We start from the raw sequence: 14220 nt of genomic DNA, 5'->3' as shown, positions 1-14220 counted from the left end.
GACCGCGCTGGCGGCGGCCTCAGCCATGCCGGATCGAGCTCAGAGCTGGTCGCCGGTGTCGAGCCGTCATCATCGCACGCCCCCCGGCGCTTCGCAGATCAAGCGATGAAACGAACCGGGAGCTCTGCGGTTCGCACGCGAATCACGCTTTGTCGTTGCCCTTCAGCCGCTTGTTGCACTTGCTCCAGAACTGCGGCCATTTCGGTCCCTGGGCGGTCTTCTGCGCGTCGGTGAGGCCGCGCCACTCGGCGCCGCATTTCTTCTGCCGATCCCGCGCAGCGGTCTGGCCGGGGCTCGGCTGTTTCGCGGCCGGCGCGGCCGGACTCGCGGCCGGCGCCTCGGACGTAGCCGGCGCCTTGGTGGTTGCCTCCTTGGCAAGAACGGGCTGCACGGCGAGCAGCGGCACGAGCAGGGCTGCGATCCTCACGAGACGGTCGACCATCGAACAAACTCCCCGTTTTCGCGTCGCCTCGACGCACGGACGGGAGTTTCGCCGCTCCGTCGCGGCGCCGGCAAGTCCGCTGCGGGCCCTGCCAACAAGCACGACCCCGCATCTCGGAATCGTGAGCCGCACGTTCGCCTTGCCCTTGAGCACGGCGGGGAAATCGTCTTCACTGCGGGCGTAGTCCGAACTCGGCGGAGGACCGCCGCGCCGCCGACAGTTCGGTCGAGGAGCAGGCAGAGCATGGCAGCGGTGTCCGGGCGGCCGATCGACGTCCATACCTGGAGTACGCCGAACGGCTGGAAGATTCCGATCATGCTGGAGGAGTGCGCGCTCCCATATCGGATCGTTCCGGTCGATATCGCCAAGAACGAGCAATTCGCCGCCGACTTCCTGGCGATCTCACCCAACAACAAGATCCCGGCGATCGTCGATCCCGACGGCCCGGGCGGGCAGCCGATCTCGGTGTTCGAGTCGGGTGCGATCCTTCAATACCTCGGCCGGAAGACGGGCCAGTTCTATCCCACGGACGAGCGCGCCCGGGTCGCCGTCGACGAGTGGCTGTTCTGGCAGGTGGCGGGATTCGGCCCCATGCTCGGCCAGACGCACCATTTCAAGATCTACGCGCCCGAGAAGGTGCCGTACGCGATCGACCGATTCACCGCGGAAGCCAAGCGTCTCTACGGTGTCCTGGAGCGGCGCCTGGAAGGCCGCGCCTATCTGGCGGACGAGTATTCCGTCGCCGATATCGCGACGTTCACGTGGGCGAAGCTGAACTTCAAGCAGGGCGTCGACATCAACACCCTGCCCAACGTGGCTCGCTGGCTGGATAGCATCCTGGCGAGGCCCGCCGTGCAGCGCGGCCTCGCGGCAATCTGACGGCCCGCTCAGTTCTTGTTCGCGGCCTGCTGGTTCACGTCCGGCACCCGCGTCCAGGTCTGCGATCCGCACAGCACCTTGAGCATGCAGCCAGAGACGCTGAGTTCGGCCTCGCTCTCGCGCTCCAGGCTCACCGTATAGATCTTGCCTTCCTCGATATTGTAGAGCTCGCCGGTGAACTTCGCGTCATCGGGCTTCAGACCCTCGATGAGCTGGAGCCCGATCACCGGACGGGCGCGCTTCTTCGGGTCGGGATTCTTCAGGTCCGTGCGCGGCGCGCCGTTGTCGAAGGTCGGCGTCTTGAGCCAGACGACCTTGCCGCAGACCAGCTTCTGGCCGGCGCCGCAGCGATCGATGCGGATCTTGGCGCGGCCGTCGCCCGTGAGCCAGGTCCCGGAGGGATCCTTGCCGGTGTCGGCGGCGGCGGCGGAGAGGCCGGTCAGAAGCAGGGCGGCGCTGAGAGCGAGTCGCATGGTTCGTCTCCGGGGATGGGGCGTCGCGGACGCCCGAGGGGTGGACGAGGTCGGTTGGTGTGGGAGTGAGCCGTCGCAATCGGGCGATTTTTCGGCGGTGTTGCGGCAGAGCCACGGCCGCGCTTGCCGCGGAGGCAGCCGGCGCGCGGCTTGAGGCCCCGGAGGGCGCCCGCTATAAGCCCGGCGCCGAAGCGAAATTTTCGCTGCCGCGGCGCGCAGGGACTGCCGGCGCGCCGCACGCCTTTTCCACAGACAGACCGGATAGACCATGGCCACCGAGCGCACCTTCTCGATCCTGAAGCCCGACGCGACGCGGCGGAACCTGACCGGCGCGGTGAATGCCGTGATCGAGGAGGCGGGCCTGCGGATCGTCGGCCAGCGCCGCATCCGCATGACCAAGGAGCAGGCCGAGAAGTTCTACGAGGTGCACAAGGAGCGGCCGTTCTTCGGCGAGCTCGTCACCTTCATGACCTCCGGCCCGGTGGTTGTTCAGGTCCTCGAGGGCGAGAACGCGGTGGCTAAGTACCGTGAGGTCATGGGCGCCACGAACCCGGCCCAGGCCGCCGAGGGCACGATCCGCAAGAAGTTCGCCGAGTCTGTCGGTGAGAACACCGTGCACGGCTCGGACAGCGCCGAGAACGCGAAGCTCGAGATCGCGCAGTTCTTCCAGGACTCCGACATCGCCGCGTAAGGCGATGGGTGGTGGCGGGTTGGGCACACCGACCCGCCATTGTCGCGCACCGCACCGGGCCGCGCGGGGAATGCCGCCCTGTGTGTCCGGACCGTCCTTGACGGGACGGAGCCCGGAAGCGTCCAACGGCCGAGCTTAGTCGATCTCAGCCCTTCGGACCCTCAACACCATGACGATGCGCCGCCTGCCCCTGCTGATCGCGACCGGTCTGTTCGCGCTCGGCGCGACCGCCGCCTATGCGGGTGGATCCTCGGCCCCGTTCCAGCAGTACGAGCCGGACCCGGCCCTCAAGACCGCCACGAAGTCCAACCTCGAAGGCCGCGTCCGCCACGCCTGCACGGTCGTCCAGGCTCGCCTGACCAGCGCCACCGAGGCGTCGCTGGAGCGCCCCTGCGGCTGCTACGCCCGGCAGACCCTGCGCAGCCTCGACGCGTCCGAGATCGAGGCCTACCGGACCACCGGCTATTTCAACGATTCGGCCCGCGCGAAGGCGCTCTCGGCGCTGGACAGCTGCAAGCTGCAGCGCCCGGTCTGAGGACACGCCCGCTCGGTTGATTCGAGCAGCCGCGCCTTATTGTAAGGATCCGGCCCTTCGCCGATTGCCTGGCTTGGTCAGCCATATCGTCATTCCGGGGCGCCGCAGGCGAGCCCGGAATCCAGACACGCCGACGCGCCCAGATCTTGTCCCGACGGTGGATCTGGGTTCCGAGCTCCGCTACGCGGCCCCGGAACGACGTGGGTTGGTCATTCAAAACGCCTACGTCTCGGAGACGGAATCCCCGAACGTGGAATCCTGCGTCGCACGGACAGTGCGGCGGTCGGCACCGGAGGCGAGACCTGAGCCCAATCGCCGGCGATTTTAGAGGCTGAACAGGACGCCGTCCGGCGCCGCCTCGGCGATGACGACGCGGTCGCCCTCCAGGCGGGCGCGGCCGCCCGCCACCAGGGCGAGGACTGCCGGGTACAGGCGGCGCTCCTGAACAATGACCCGGTCGGCGAGGCTGTCGGGATCATCGTCCTGGCGGACCGGGATCGCCGCCTGCGCGACGATCGGGCCCGCATCCAGCTCCGGCACGACGAAATGGACCGTGCAGCCGTGCAGGCGCACGCCGGCGTCGAGCGCCTGCCGGTGCGTATGGGTCCCCTTGAACAGGGGCAGGAGCGACGGATGGATGTTGAGCATCCGGCCCGCCCAGGACGCCACGAACGCCGTCGTCAGGATCCGCATGAAGCCCGCGAGGCAGACGAGGTCCACCTGGGCCGCGCGCAAGGCGGCGTCGAGGGCGGCGTCGAAGCCCGCGCGGTCGGGAAAGGCCTTATGGTCGATCGCCTGCGTCGGGATGCCGGCCTCGGCCGCCCGGGCGAGACCGGCGGCCTCCGGGCGGTTCGACAGGACCAGCACGATCTCGGCCGGGTAGGCCGGGTCCTTCGCGGCCTCCAAGAGCGCCACCATGTTCGAGCCGCGTCCCGAGATCAGGATCGCGACGCGGGTCTTGCGGACGGGTGCCATCAGAGGGCGAGGCGGCCGGTGAAGGTGACCGGTTCAGGGCCGCGCGCCGTGATCCGCCCGAGGCGCACCGGTGTCTCTCCAGCGCGGGTCAGGGCCTCGTCGACGTCGTCGACCGCGTCGGCGGCGGCGATCACCACCATGCCGATCCCGCAATTGAAGGTGCGCAGCATTTCCGCCTCGGCGACGCCGCCCTCCCGGGCGAGCCAGCCGAAGACCGGCGGCGGGGTCACGGCGTCGAGGTCGACGGCGATGCCGACATCGTCCGGCAGGACCCGGGGCAGGTTGTCGGGGAAGCCGCCGCCGGTGATGTGGGCCAGCGCCCGGATCCCGTCGGTGGCGCCCAAAGCCGCGAGCAGCGGCTTCACGTAGATCCGGGTCGGCTCCAGCAGCGCCTCGCCGAGGCTGCGGCCCGGGGCGAACGGGGCCGGCGCGTCCCAGCCGAGGCCGGTCTTGGCGACGATCCGGCGGACCAGCGAGAAGCCGTTGGAATGGACACCGGAGGAGGGTAGGCCGAGCACCACGTCGCCGGGGCGGATGCCGGGCCGCGGCAGCAGCGTGCCGCGCTCGGCGGCGCCCACCGAGAAGCCGGCGAGATCGTAGTCGGACCCGTCGTAGAGCCCCGGCATCTCGGCGGTCTCGCCGCCGATCAGAGCGCAGCCGGCCTGCCGGCAGCCCTCGGCGATGCCGCGCACGATGTCGGCGCCGACGCCCGGGACAAGCTTGCCGGTGGCGTAGTAGTCCAGGAAGAACAGCGGCTCGGCGCCCTGAACGATGATGTCGTTCACGCACATCGCCACGAGGTCGATCCCGATCGTGTCGTGGCGGCCGGTCTCGATGGCGATCTTGACCTTGGTGCCGACGCCGTCATTGGCCGCCACCAGGATCGGGTCGCGGAAGCCCGCGGCCTTCAGGTCGAACAGGCCCCCGAACCCGCCGATCTCGGCATCGGCGCCCGGGCGCCGGGTAGAGCGCACCAGCGGCTTGATCGTCTCGACCATGGCGTTGCCGGCGTCGATATCGACGCCCGCCGCCGCGTAGGTCAGCCCCGTCTTCGGCTGGTTGCCGTCCTTGGCCGTCATGCCCGCGCCACCTCGTTCAATACTGGCCCCGCTCTAGCGGCTTACCGCGCGCCGCGCGAGTCGATGGAGCGGCGTCTTGATCGGCGCAGGCCGCATACCCACTCTGCCGAGTGGCGAGGTGTGCTGCGGGGGAAGCGTCATCGTGCGCACACGAGCTGTGATCGGGCTGGCCGCTGTCGTCGCCCTCGGACTCGTCATCTACCTTCTCCGCGAGGTGATGCTGCCCTTCGTGGCCGGCATCACCCTGGCCTATCTGCTCGATCCGCTGGCCGACCGGCTCGAGCGGCTCGGCCTCGGGCGGCTCGCGGCGAGCCTGCTGATCCTGGCGCTGTTCGTCGTCGCGCTGGTCGTGACGCTGCTGATCCTGATCCCGCTCACCGCCAACCAAGTCGTGGCGCTCATCAACGCCCTGCCCGGTATGGTGTCGCGGCTCCAGGCGATCATCGCCGACCGCTCCGGGAGCCTGCTCGAACGCATCGGCGGCGCCAATGTCTTGAGCGAGCTGCAATCCTCGGTCGGCACCCTCGCGACCCAGGCGGGGACCGGCTCCTGGCCTTCCTGAAATCGCTCTGGTCGGGCAGCCAGGCACTGATCTCGATCGCGTCGCTCCTGGTCGTGACCCCCGTGGTCGCGTTCTACATCCTGGTGGATTGGGACCGGATGGTCGCGGCCATCGACGGCTGGGTGCCGCCGCGGCACCGGGCGACGGTGCGCGACCTCGCGCGCCAGATCGACGGGGCCGTCACCGGCTATGTCCGCGGCCAGACGCTGGTCTGCCTGATCCTGGGGAGCTTCTACGCGGTCGGCCTCTGGCTTTTGGGCCTCAATTTCGGGGTGCTGATCGGACTGATCGCAGGATTTCTGACCTTCATCCCGTATGTCGGGACGCTGACCGGCTTCCTGCTCTCGGTGGGCGTCGCGCTGGTCCAGTTCTGGCCCTCCGCCGACTGGCTGCACCTCGGCCTGACCGTCGGCGTGTTTCTCGTCGGCCAGTTCCTGGAGGGCAACGTGATCTCGCCGAAGCTCGTGGGCGACTCGACCGGGCTGCACCCGGTCTGGCTGATGTTCGCGCTGCTGGCGTTCGGCACGCTGTTCGGCTTCGTCGGGCTGTTGCTCGCCGTCCCGATCGCGGCCTCGATCGGCGTGCTGGTCCGCTTCGCCCTGGCCCGCTATCTGGAGAGCCGCCTCTACCATGCCGGGCAGCCGATCCTGATCGAGCACGATGGCAAGGACGCTTCGGCCTTGACCTCCGCGGGCGCGGGATGATCCTGGACGACGCATGCGCGAGAATGCACCACCCCGGCAGCTCACCTTCGACCTGCCGCTCGACCCCCGCTGCGGCCGCGAGGATTTCCTCGTCGGACCGGCCAACGAGGCCGCTTACGCCCTGATCGAGGCGTGGCCCGACTGGCCCGACAGCGTCCTCGTGCTCACCGGCCCCTCGGGCAGCGGCAAGAGCCATCTCGCGGCCATCTGGGCGGAACGCGCCCATGCCTGGACGAGTGCGGCGGCGGAGATCGGAGCCGATGCCGTCCAGCACCTGGTCTCGAATGGCGCCCTGGTGATCGAGGACATCGATCGGGCGGAGCAGCGGGACGAGGCCGCCCTGTTCCACCTTCTGAACCGTGCGCGGGAGCGGGCCTGCCCGGTCCTGCTGACCAGTTCCGCCGAGATCGACGCCCTCGGCCTCGTCACGCCGGACCTGCGCTCGCGCCTGCGCCTCGCCCCGCGGATCGCCATCGAGGCGCCCGACGACGCGCTCCTGCGCGCCGTCCTGGTCAAGCTGTTCGTGGATCGGCAACTCGTGGTCGATCTGAGCGTCATCGACTCGCTGGCTCTGCGGATCGACCGCTCCCTCGGCCGCGCCCGCGACGTCGTCGCCGAACTGGACCGGGACGCCCTCGGGCGCGGTCGGCGCATCAGCCGCCCGCTCGCGCTGGCGGTGCTGCGGCGCATGGGTCTTGATGACGAAGGCTTAGAGGACGAGGCCGACGGCTGACGGCGGAAATTGGGAGCCGTCACGAAACCGTCGTGAAGGCTGCAGGGGGACGATGCTAAACGCTCCGCGCCGCGAGGAGCCGAAGGCAGACACAGGGATCGGGGATGGAATCGACGCAGAAGCCCGTGGAACGCGACGTCGCCGAAGAGGCCGCGGAGCCCCGTCGGCGCTCGACAACACCTCCGACGACCCGGCGCGTTCCCGCCGCGAGAGCGGCGCTGGCCGACGGTCCGGCGAAGCCGCCAATCGCCGGCGCCACGGCCGATGCCAACGATGAATGGCCCGCCTCGGCCTCTCCGGCCGAGCCGGCAGCGCCCAGCCCAGCGGCCGGGGCGGCACGGGAGCCGGTGCTGGAGGCCGGCCGGTCCCTTCGCCATTCGCCGGAGCGTTTCGTGAACCGCGAGCTGTCCTGGCTCCAGTTCAACCGCCGCGTTCTCGAGGAGGCCTCGAACCCCAATCATCCGCTGCTCGAGCGGCTCCGGTTTTTGTCGATCTCGGCGAACAATCTCGGCGAGTTCTTCATGGTCCGCGTCGCCGGCCTGATCGATCAGGTCCGGGCGGCCCTGACGGTTCCGTCCCAGGACGGGCTGTCACCCTCCGAGCAGCTCCTGCGGATCGGCGCGGAAGTCTCGCGCCTCGCCGCCGACCAGCAGGCCCGCTGGCGCGAGCTGCGCGCGGAGCTGCACGCGGCCGATATCGACATCGTCGAGCCGGCCTCGCTCACCGCCGAGCAGGCGGGGTGGCTGGAGGAGTACTTCCTCAACCACGTCTTCCCGGTCCTCACGCCCCTGGCGATCGACCCGGCGCATCCGTTCCCGTTCATCCCGAACCTCGGCACGACGATCGCGCTGATGCTGGTGCGGCCGCGGGACGGGCGGGTGCTGCGGGCGCTGATCCGCGTGCCGGGCGTCCTGGATCGCTTCGTGCGCCTGCCGGTCAGCGACAGCGAGACCTCGGCGCGGCTGATCCCGATCGAGCAGGTCATCGGGATGTTCACCGGGCGCCTGTTCCCGGGCTACCTCGTCAAGGGCAGCGGCGCGTTCCGGGTTGTCCGGGACTCCGATCTCGAGATCGAGGAGGAGGCGGAGGACCTCGTTCTCCATTTCGAGACGGCGCTCAAGCAGCGCCGCCGCGGCGTCGTGATCCGCCTCGAGGTCGAGGCCGGGATGTCGGAGGATCTGCGCACCTTCGTGGTCGGCGAGCTGGAGATCTCCCCGGACGCGGTCTTCTTGGTCGAGGGCATGCTGGCCCTGAACGAGCTGTCCCAGGTCGTCGGGATCGACCGGCCGGACCTGAAGTTCAAGCCCTACAACCCGCGCTTCCCGGAGCGCATCCGCGAGAGCGGCGGCGACGTGTTCGCGGCGATCCGCCAGAAGGATTTCATCGTCCACCACCCTTATGAGTCCTTCGACTCGGTGGTGCAGTTCCTGGCCCAGGCCGCCCGCGATCCGAACGTCGTGGCGATCAAGCAGACGCTGTACCGGACCTCGTCCAACTCGCCGATCGTGGCGGCGCTCGCCGAGGCGGCGGAACTCGGCAAGTCGGTCACCGCGCTGGTGGAGCTGAAGGCGCGCTTCGGCGAGGAAGCCAACATCCGCTGGGCGCGCAACCTGGAGAAGGCCGGCGCGCAGGTGGTCTTCGGCTTCGTCGAGCTGAAGACCCACGCCAAGCTGTCGCTGGTGGTCCGGCGGGAGGGCGACAGGCTTGTCACCTACTGCCACGTCGGGACCGGCAACTACCATCCGATCACGGCGCGCATCTACACGGACCTGTCCTTCTTCACGGCGGACCCGGCCATCGCGCGCGACGTCTCGCGGATCTTCAACTTCATCACCGGCTACGCCGAGCCCGCGGAACTGGAGCGGATGGCGGTGTCGCCGCTGACGCTGAAGTACCGGCTGCTGGAGCACATCGAGGCGGAGGTTGCCCACGCGAAGGCGGGGCGTCCGGCGGCGATCTGGATCAAGTGCAACTCGCTGGTCGACGGACAGATCATCGACGCGCTCTACGACGCCTCGGAAGCCGGGGTTCAGATCGACTGCGTGGTCCGCGGGATCTGCTGCCTGCGGCCGGGCATCCCGGGCCTGTCGGAGACGATCCGGGTCAAGTCGATCGTCGGGCGGTTCCTGGAGCACGGGCGCATCTACGCCTTCGGCAACGGCGTCGGCCTCCCCCATCCCAAGGCCACGGTCTACATCTCGTCGGCCGACCTGATGAGCCGCAACCTCGACCGGCGCGTCGAGGCGCTGCTGCCGATCACCAACCCGACGGTGCATCAACAGGTGCTCGACCAGATCATGCTGGCCAACCTGCTCGACAATCGCCAGAGCTGGCGGCTGCTTGCCTCCGGAGGCTGCGAGCGGATCCAGCCGGCGGAAGGCGAGGAACCGTTCAACGCCCACAAGTACTTCATGACCAACCCGAGTCTCTCGGGCCGCGGCAAGGCCTCGAAGAAGTCGAGCCCGCGCGCGCTGAGCCGGCGTGCGCAGCGCGCCTGAGTTTCGCCGCGCAGCGGCGCTGGGCTAAACGTTTTGCGCGACGCGCCGGTCGGCGCGTCGGGCTCATCAAGGACTTGGACGTTTGGGCAGCCCTCGTGCCAACCTCACCCTCGCGCATTCGGCGGACCCGATGGCCAGCGCGGCACGCCAGCCGGTGGCCATCATCGACATCGGCTCCAATTCCGTCCGGCTTGTCGCCTATGACGGTCTAAGCCGGGCACCGACGCCGCTCTACAATGAGAAGGTGCTCTGCGGTCTCGGGCGCAATGTCCTGACGACCGGGCGGCTGAACGAGGACGCCGTCGCCCGGGCGCTGGCCGCCCTGGCGCGATTCCGGGTCCTCTGCGACACCATGCGGGTCGGGCAGGTCTTCGTGCTGGCCACCGCGGCGGCGCGGGATGCGGAGAACGGTCCGGACTTCCTGCGCGCGGCGGAAGCGGCCTGCGGGCAGGAGATCCAGCTCCTGTCCGGCCGGCGCGAGGCGGAACTCTCGGCCTTGGGCGTGGTCTCCGGCTTTCACGCGCCGGACGGCGTGGTTGGCGATCTCGGCGGCGGATCGCTGGAACTCGTGGATGTCCGAGGCGCCGTGGTCGGGCAGGGCGTGACCATGCCGCTCGGCGGCCTCGCCCTGCAGGACCTCTCCGGCAATTCGGTCAAGAAGGCCGCCAAGATCGTGCGCGAGCACATGCGCAAGGCGGTGCCCCAGCTCGAGACCCTGCGCGGGCGAACCTTCTACGCGGTCGGCGGCACGTGGCGCGCGATCGCGCGGCTCCATCAGGCCGCCCGCAACTATCCTGTCCACGTGATGCACGGCTATACGGTCGAGCCCACGGACGAGCTGAGCTTCCTGCAGGTTGTGGAGCAGACCGATGTGTCGCTACTGCAGGACGTCGACGCGATCTCCGAAGCCCGGCGCCCGCTTCTGGCCTATGGCGCCGTCGTTCTGGAGGAAATCATCCGGGTCGGACGGCCGCGGGAAGTGGCCATCTCGGCCTCCGGTGTCCGCGAGGGCCTGCTGTTCGAGCAGCTCGACCGCGACGCCCGGCTGATCGACCCGCTGCTCGCCTCCGCGGCGGAGTTCAACAGCCTTCGCTCCCGAGCGCCGCACCATGGTGAGGAGCTGATCGCCTGGACCGACCGCTTCGTCGCGACACTCGACGGCCACGAGACCGCGGACGAGCGCCGCCTGCGCCACGCGGGCTGCCTGCTCTCGGATGTGGGTTGGCGGGCCCATCCCGATTACCGCGACGAGCAGAGCATCGCGGTCATCCAGAACGCGGCGTTCGTGGGCGTCGATCATCCGGGCCGGGCCTATCTCGCCCTCTCGGTGTCGCTCCGGCACACGGGCCTCGCCGCCGAGAAAGCCAACCCGATGCTGCGCGGGCTGGCCGGGCCTCGCCTGTTCGAACGGGCGCGCCTCCTGGGCGCGCTGCTGCGCGTCGCGTTCCCGATCTCGGCCGGCATGGACGGGGCGCTCGGTCGGGCCCCGCTGACCGTGGAGGACGGCCGCGTGGTCCTGCGTCTCCCGCGAGACTGGGAGCCCCTGAGCGGTGACCGTCTCCTCAACCGCGTCCGTGCCCTTGGGCGCGTGATCGGTCTCGATGGGCGGGTCGAGGTCATGGGCGGCACTGCCTGATCACGCACAGCAAGGATGCCGGCGGTCGGCGTCGCCGTCGCTTGTCGTGCCTGCCGCGACCAATCTCTCAGCGGGGCGGTGCCGCGCGGGTCCTCCGAGGATCGCCGCTGCGCCCCTGAGATCTTGACAGGGGCAGATTCTTTCTAACACCCAAACTTTTCTCCGTTTGACGCCTTGAGCAAGCTTTTCTTGCTGGTAATTCTTAATAAGAGTGACGTCGTATTTCCGGATTAAGCAATTTAATCACTCGCTATATCTAACAGTACGGATTTAGATCGGTTTTTACAGCACATACGCCGCCAGCGTCCCTAATCATGACCGATTTTGCCCGCACACTGCGGAGCAATGGGCGTGCAATCCGCAGTTATTTGCGCTAGCGTGCGGGCATCTTCTGGACCGTTTGTTGAGACGCGGATCTTTGTATTATGCTTAAATTTGGACGTTTGTCTGTTCGCGCTCTCATGTGCGTGGCGATATTAGCCATGGCGTCGATGTTACTGACCTACGCCGCGACTGGATTGATTGAGGCACACCGGCAGGCAGGGCAGGCAGGGCAAGCCGTTACCTTGGCCCAAGCGAGCCGCAGCCTGCTCAAGACCCTTCTGCCGCTGCGCCTGGAGCGCGGGTCGTCCCTCGCCCTCGGGGGTGAGGCACCCGCAGATCCTGACACGCTCTCAGCCCTCGCGAAGAACCGCGAGGCCATGCTGACGAATTTTCGGACGGCTCAATTACTACTGAACGAGCAGGATGTGCCCGCCGTATCCGGGACGCTGGGCCGGCTGAATGCGGCCCAGGAGACCTTGAACGCCCTCCGCCCCCGGATCGACAGCGCCCTGCGACTGCCCAAGGCCCAGCGCGACGCGACGCTGCTCCCGGCCGCGCTCAAGGCCTTCCAAGATCTGCTCGATGCGCTGACCGCAACGACCGACGCGGTTGACGCCGCGATCCCTCGGTCGGACGCGATCCTGCAGCGCTACCTCGCCATCAAGCGGTCGGCGTGGACGACCCGCGTTGCGATCGGCAATGTCGCGCTACGGGTCCAGACCTCGCTGGCGGCGAAGACCACTTGGTCGTTGCCCGAGACCGTGGCGGCCGCCGAGGAGCGCGCGCGCCTGCAGAGCGCTTGGCTGGCTACGACCGAGGCGGTCTCCAACGTTCCGGAGACGATCAGGGCCGCGTACCAGAAGGCTCACGCCAGCAACTTCGAAGGCGAGCCCGCATCGATTGCGCAGGCCGTCTTCGAGGCGCTGAGCCTGAACAAGCCGTCCCCTGTCACATTCCTGGAACTGCGGCAGCGCAACACCGTCGATCAGATGACGATCGTCGATCTCGCCTACGCCGCCCTCGACGCGATGGTGGCACGGGCCGAAACCCTGGCCGGTGAGTCGCACGCGATTCTTCTGCGGAACGCCGCGGCCCTGCTGGCCGCAACGCTGCTCGTCGCGCTTGGATTGCTCGCCCTGTCCCGCGGCGTTCTCCGGCCGATCCGAGCGATCTCGGCGACGGTGCGGGCGCTGGCACAGGGCGACACGACGGTCGACGTGCCCGTGCACGACTACAGCAACGAGTTCAGACCGATCGTGGCCGCCGTGCAGGTCTTCAAGGAGAACCTGATCCGGACCCGGCAACTGGAAGCCGACACGGCGCAGGCACAACAGCATGCCGACGAGGAGCGCCGCGCCAGCATGCGCCAGATGGCGGATGGTTTCGAGCGGGCGGTCGGCGACATGATCGGGCAGGTCTCGGCTTCGGCGAGCGAACTCCAATCCGCCGCCGGGTCGCTGTCGACCATGGCCGGGCAGACCTCGACCCAATCTGGCGCGGTCGCCGCCGCGGCGGAGCAGGCGGCCAGCAACGTCAACACGGTGGCCGTCGCCGCCGAGGAGCTCGGCTCCTCGGTCCAGGAGATCGGCCGTCAGGTTCAGGGCTCGGCCGAGTTGACGAGAGCGGCCGCCTCCGAGGCAGATCACACCGGCGCGCTGGTGCAGGAACTGCGCACGGCAGTGGCCAAGATCGGCGACGTGGTCGGGCTGATCTCATCGATCGCCGGTCAGACCAATCTTCTGGCGCTGAACGCCACCATCGAGGCGGCGCGCGCCGGCGAGGCGGGCCGGGGCTTCGCGGTGGTCGCCGCGGAGGTCAAGATGCTCGCCGAGCAGACCGCCAGGGCGACCGAGGAAATTTCGGAGCATATCGCGCGGGTCCAGGCCTCGACCGGGCAGGCGGTCACGGCGATCGGGGCGATTACCGACCGGATCCGGGAGATCAATGGGGTGGCGGCGGCGATTGCCGCTGGCGTCGAGGAGCAGGGAACGGCAACCCAGGAGATCGTCCGCAATGTCGGAGAGGCGGCCGCAGGGGCCGCCACCGTGACCAGCAACATCTCGGGCGTGGCCGATGCCGCAGAGAAGACCGGTTCTGCGGCCGGCCAGGTGCTCGATGCCGCCTCTGCCTTGTCGCGTCAGTCGGACCATCTCACCAGCGAGGTCGGGCGCTTCCTGGCAAATGTCCGCGCCACCTACGCCATCTCGTCGTCCCAGGTGACGCTCGTACGGGAGACATTCGCCAAGGTTCAGTCGATCGCCGATCATGCGGCCGACCTGTTCTACGATCGGCTGTTCGAGATCGCCCCGCAGGTCCGGACGCTGTTCCCCGAGGCCTTGGCGGAGCAGAAGCGCAAGTTGATGGCCATGCTGGCGCTGGCGATCGCAAATCTCGACAAGCCCGAGGCTCTGGCCTCGGTCGTGCGCGATCTCGGGCAGCGGCACCTCGGCTACGGTACCCAGGAGCCACATTTCGAGGCGGTCGGGTCCGCACTGCTCTGGACGCTCGAGCGCGCGCTCGGAGCGGACTTCACACCGGATGCCCGCCGAGCCTGGACCGAGACGCACGGCGTCCTGGCCGGCCTGATGAAGTCGTCCTTCGCCCGGGCGGCCTGACCAACTCCGCCCGCCAACCGACACGGCGTGTCTGCAGCGCCCGTCCGTCCCAGCGCAGCCGGCTCTGGGGCGGC

11 protein-coding genes and 1 pseudogene are annotated in these 14220 nt (G+C 68.8%); 8 read left to right on the top strand and 4 right to left on the bottom strand.

Going from position 1 to position 14220, the window contains the following annotated elements; genetic code table 11:
* Nucleotides 1-142 precede the first annotated feature (142 nt).
* On the bottom strand, nucleotides 143-442 hold the full coding sequence (locus tag M6G65_RS13890; RefSeq protein WP_238197898.1) for a hypothetical protein: 300 nt from the start codon (nucleotides 440-442) through the stop codon (nucleotides 143-145).
* Between the two features lie 243 nt (nucleotides 443-685).
* On the opposite strand from M6G65_RS13890, the gene M6G65_RS13885 reads away from it, so the two are divergent.
* Complete coding sequence (locus M6G65_RS13885; protein ID WP_238197900.1) at nucleotides 686-1321, top strand: glutathione S-transferase N-terminal domain-containing protein; 636 nt, start codon at nucleotides 686-688, stop codon at nucleotides 1319-1321.
* An 8-nt stretch (nucleotides 1322-1329) separates the two neighbouring features.
* On the opposite strand, the gene M6G65_RS13880 is transcribed toward M6G65_RS13885, so the two are convergent.
* On the bottom strand, nucleotides 1330-1794 hold the full coding sequence (locus M6G65_RS13880) for a DUF2147 domain-containing protein (protein ID WP_192710834.1): 465 nt from the start codon (nucleotides 1792-1794) through the stop codon (nucleotides 1330-1332).
* 268 nt (nucleotides 1795-2062) lie between these two features.
* Here M6G65_RS13880 and ndk point away from each other — a divergent pair, with 268 nt between their 5' ends.
* Together ndk and M6G65_RS13870 are read left to right on the top strand one after the other, a co-directional pair.
* Nucleotides 2063-2485, top strand: coding sequence for a nucleoside-diphosphate kinase (gene ndk, locus M6G65_RS13875; RefSeq protein ID WP_192710833.1), 423 nt, complete (start codon nucleotides 2063-2065; stop codon nucleotides 2483-2485).
* A 169-nt stretch (nucleotides 2486-2654) separates the two neighbouring features.
* Complete coding sequence (locus tag M6G65_RS13870; RefSeq protein ID WP_192710832.1) at nucleotides 2655-3020, top strand: hypothetical protein; 366 nt, start codon at nucleotides 2655-2657, stop codon at nucleotides 3018-3020.
* A gap of 324 nt (nucleotides 3021-3344) precedes the next feature.
* Here M6G65_RS13870 and purN read toward each other — a convergent pair whose 3' ends face one another.
* A complete protein-coding gene (gene purN / locus M6G65_RS13865; protein WP_238197902.1) occupies nucleotides 3345-3995 on the bottom strand; it encodes a phosphoribosylglycinamide formyltransferase in 651 nt (216 codons plus the stop codon).
* The gene (gene purM / locus M6G65_RS13860) at nucleotides 3995-5074 is read right to left on the bottom strand and encodes a phosphoribosylformylglycinamidine cyclo-ligase (protein WP_238197904.1); all 1080 of its coding nucleotides are present in this window, start codon (nucleotides 5072-5074) and stop codon (nucleotides 3995-3997) included. The genes purN and purM overlap by 1 nt, the downstream gene beginning before the upstream one ends.
* Nucleotides 5075-5216: 142 nt before the next feature.
* Here purM and M6G65_RS13855 point away from each other — a divergent pair.
* The 5 genes and pseudogenes from M6G65_RS13855 to M6G65_RS13835 all read left to right on the top strand — a co-directional run bounded on the left by M6G65_RS13855 (nucleotide 5217) and on the right by M6G65_RS13835 (nucleotide 14146).
* Nucleotides 5217-6340: pseudogene (locus tag M6G65_RS13855) on the top strand (AI-2E family transporter).
* 13 nt (nucleotides 6341-6353) lie between these two features.
* Nucleotides 6354-7073 (top strand): P-loop NTPase family protein, encoded by a 720-nt coding sequence (locus tag M6G65_RS13850; RefSeq protein ID WP_238197908.1) that lies wholly within the window; start codon nucleotides 6354-6356, stop codon nucleotides 7071-7073.
* Between the two features lie 104 nt (nucleotides 7074-7177).
* Entirely contained in the window at nucleotides 7178-9571 is a 2394-nt protein-coding gene (locus M6G65_RS13845) for an RNA degradosome polyphosphate kinase (protein WP_250104067.1), read from the top strand.
* A 130-nt stretch (nucleotides 9572-9701) separates the two neighbouring features.
* Nucleotides 9702-11207 (top strand): exopolyphosphatase, encoded by a 1506-nt coding sequence (gene ppx, locus M6G65_RS13840; RefSeq protein WP_238197912.1) that lies wholly within the window; start codon nucleotides 9702-9704, stop codon nucleotides 11205-11207.
* A 425-nt stretch (nucleotides 11208-11632) separates the two neighbouring features.
* On the top strand, nucleotides 11633-14146 hold the full coding sequence (locus tag M6G65_RS13835; protein WP_308445206.1) for a methyl-accepting chemotaxis protein: 2514 nt from the start codon (nucleotides 11633-11635) through the stop codon (nucleotides 14144-14146).
* Nucleotides 14147-14220 lie beyond the last annotated feature (74 nt).

This window comes from Methylobacterium tardum, assembly GCF_023546765.1.
GTDB classification, from domain to species: Bacteria; Pseudomonadota; Alphaproteobacteria; order Rhizobiales; family Beijerinckiaceae; genus Methylobacterium; species Methylobacterium tardum.
This window is presented reverse-complemented; position numbering and strand designations above follow the sequence as displayed.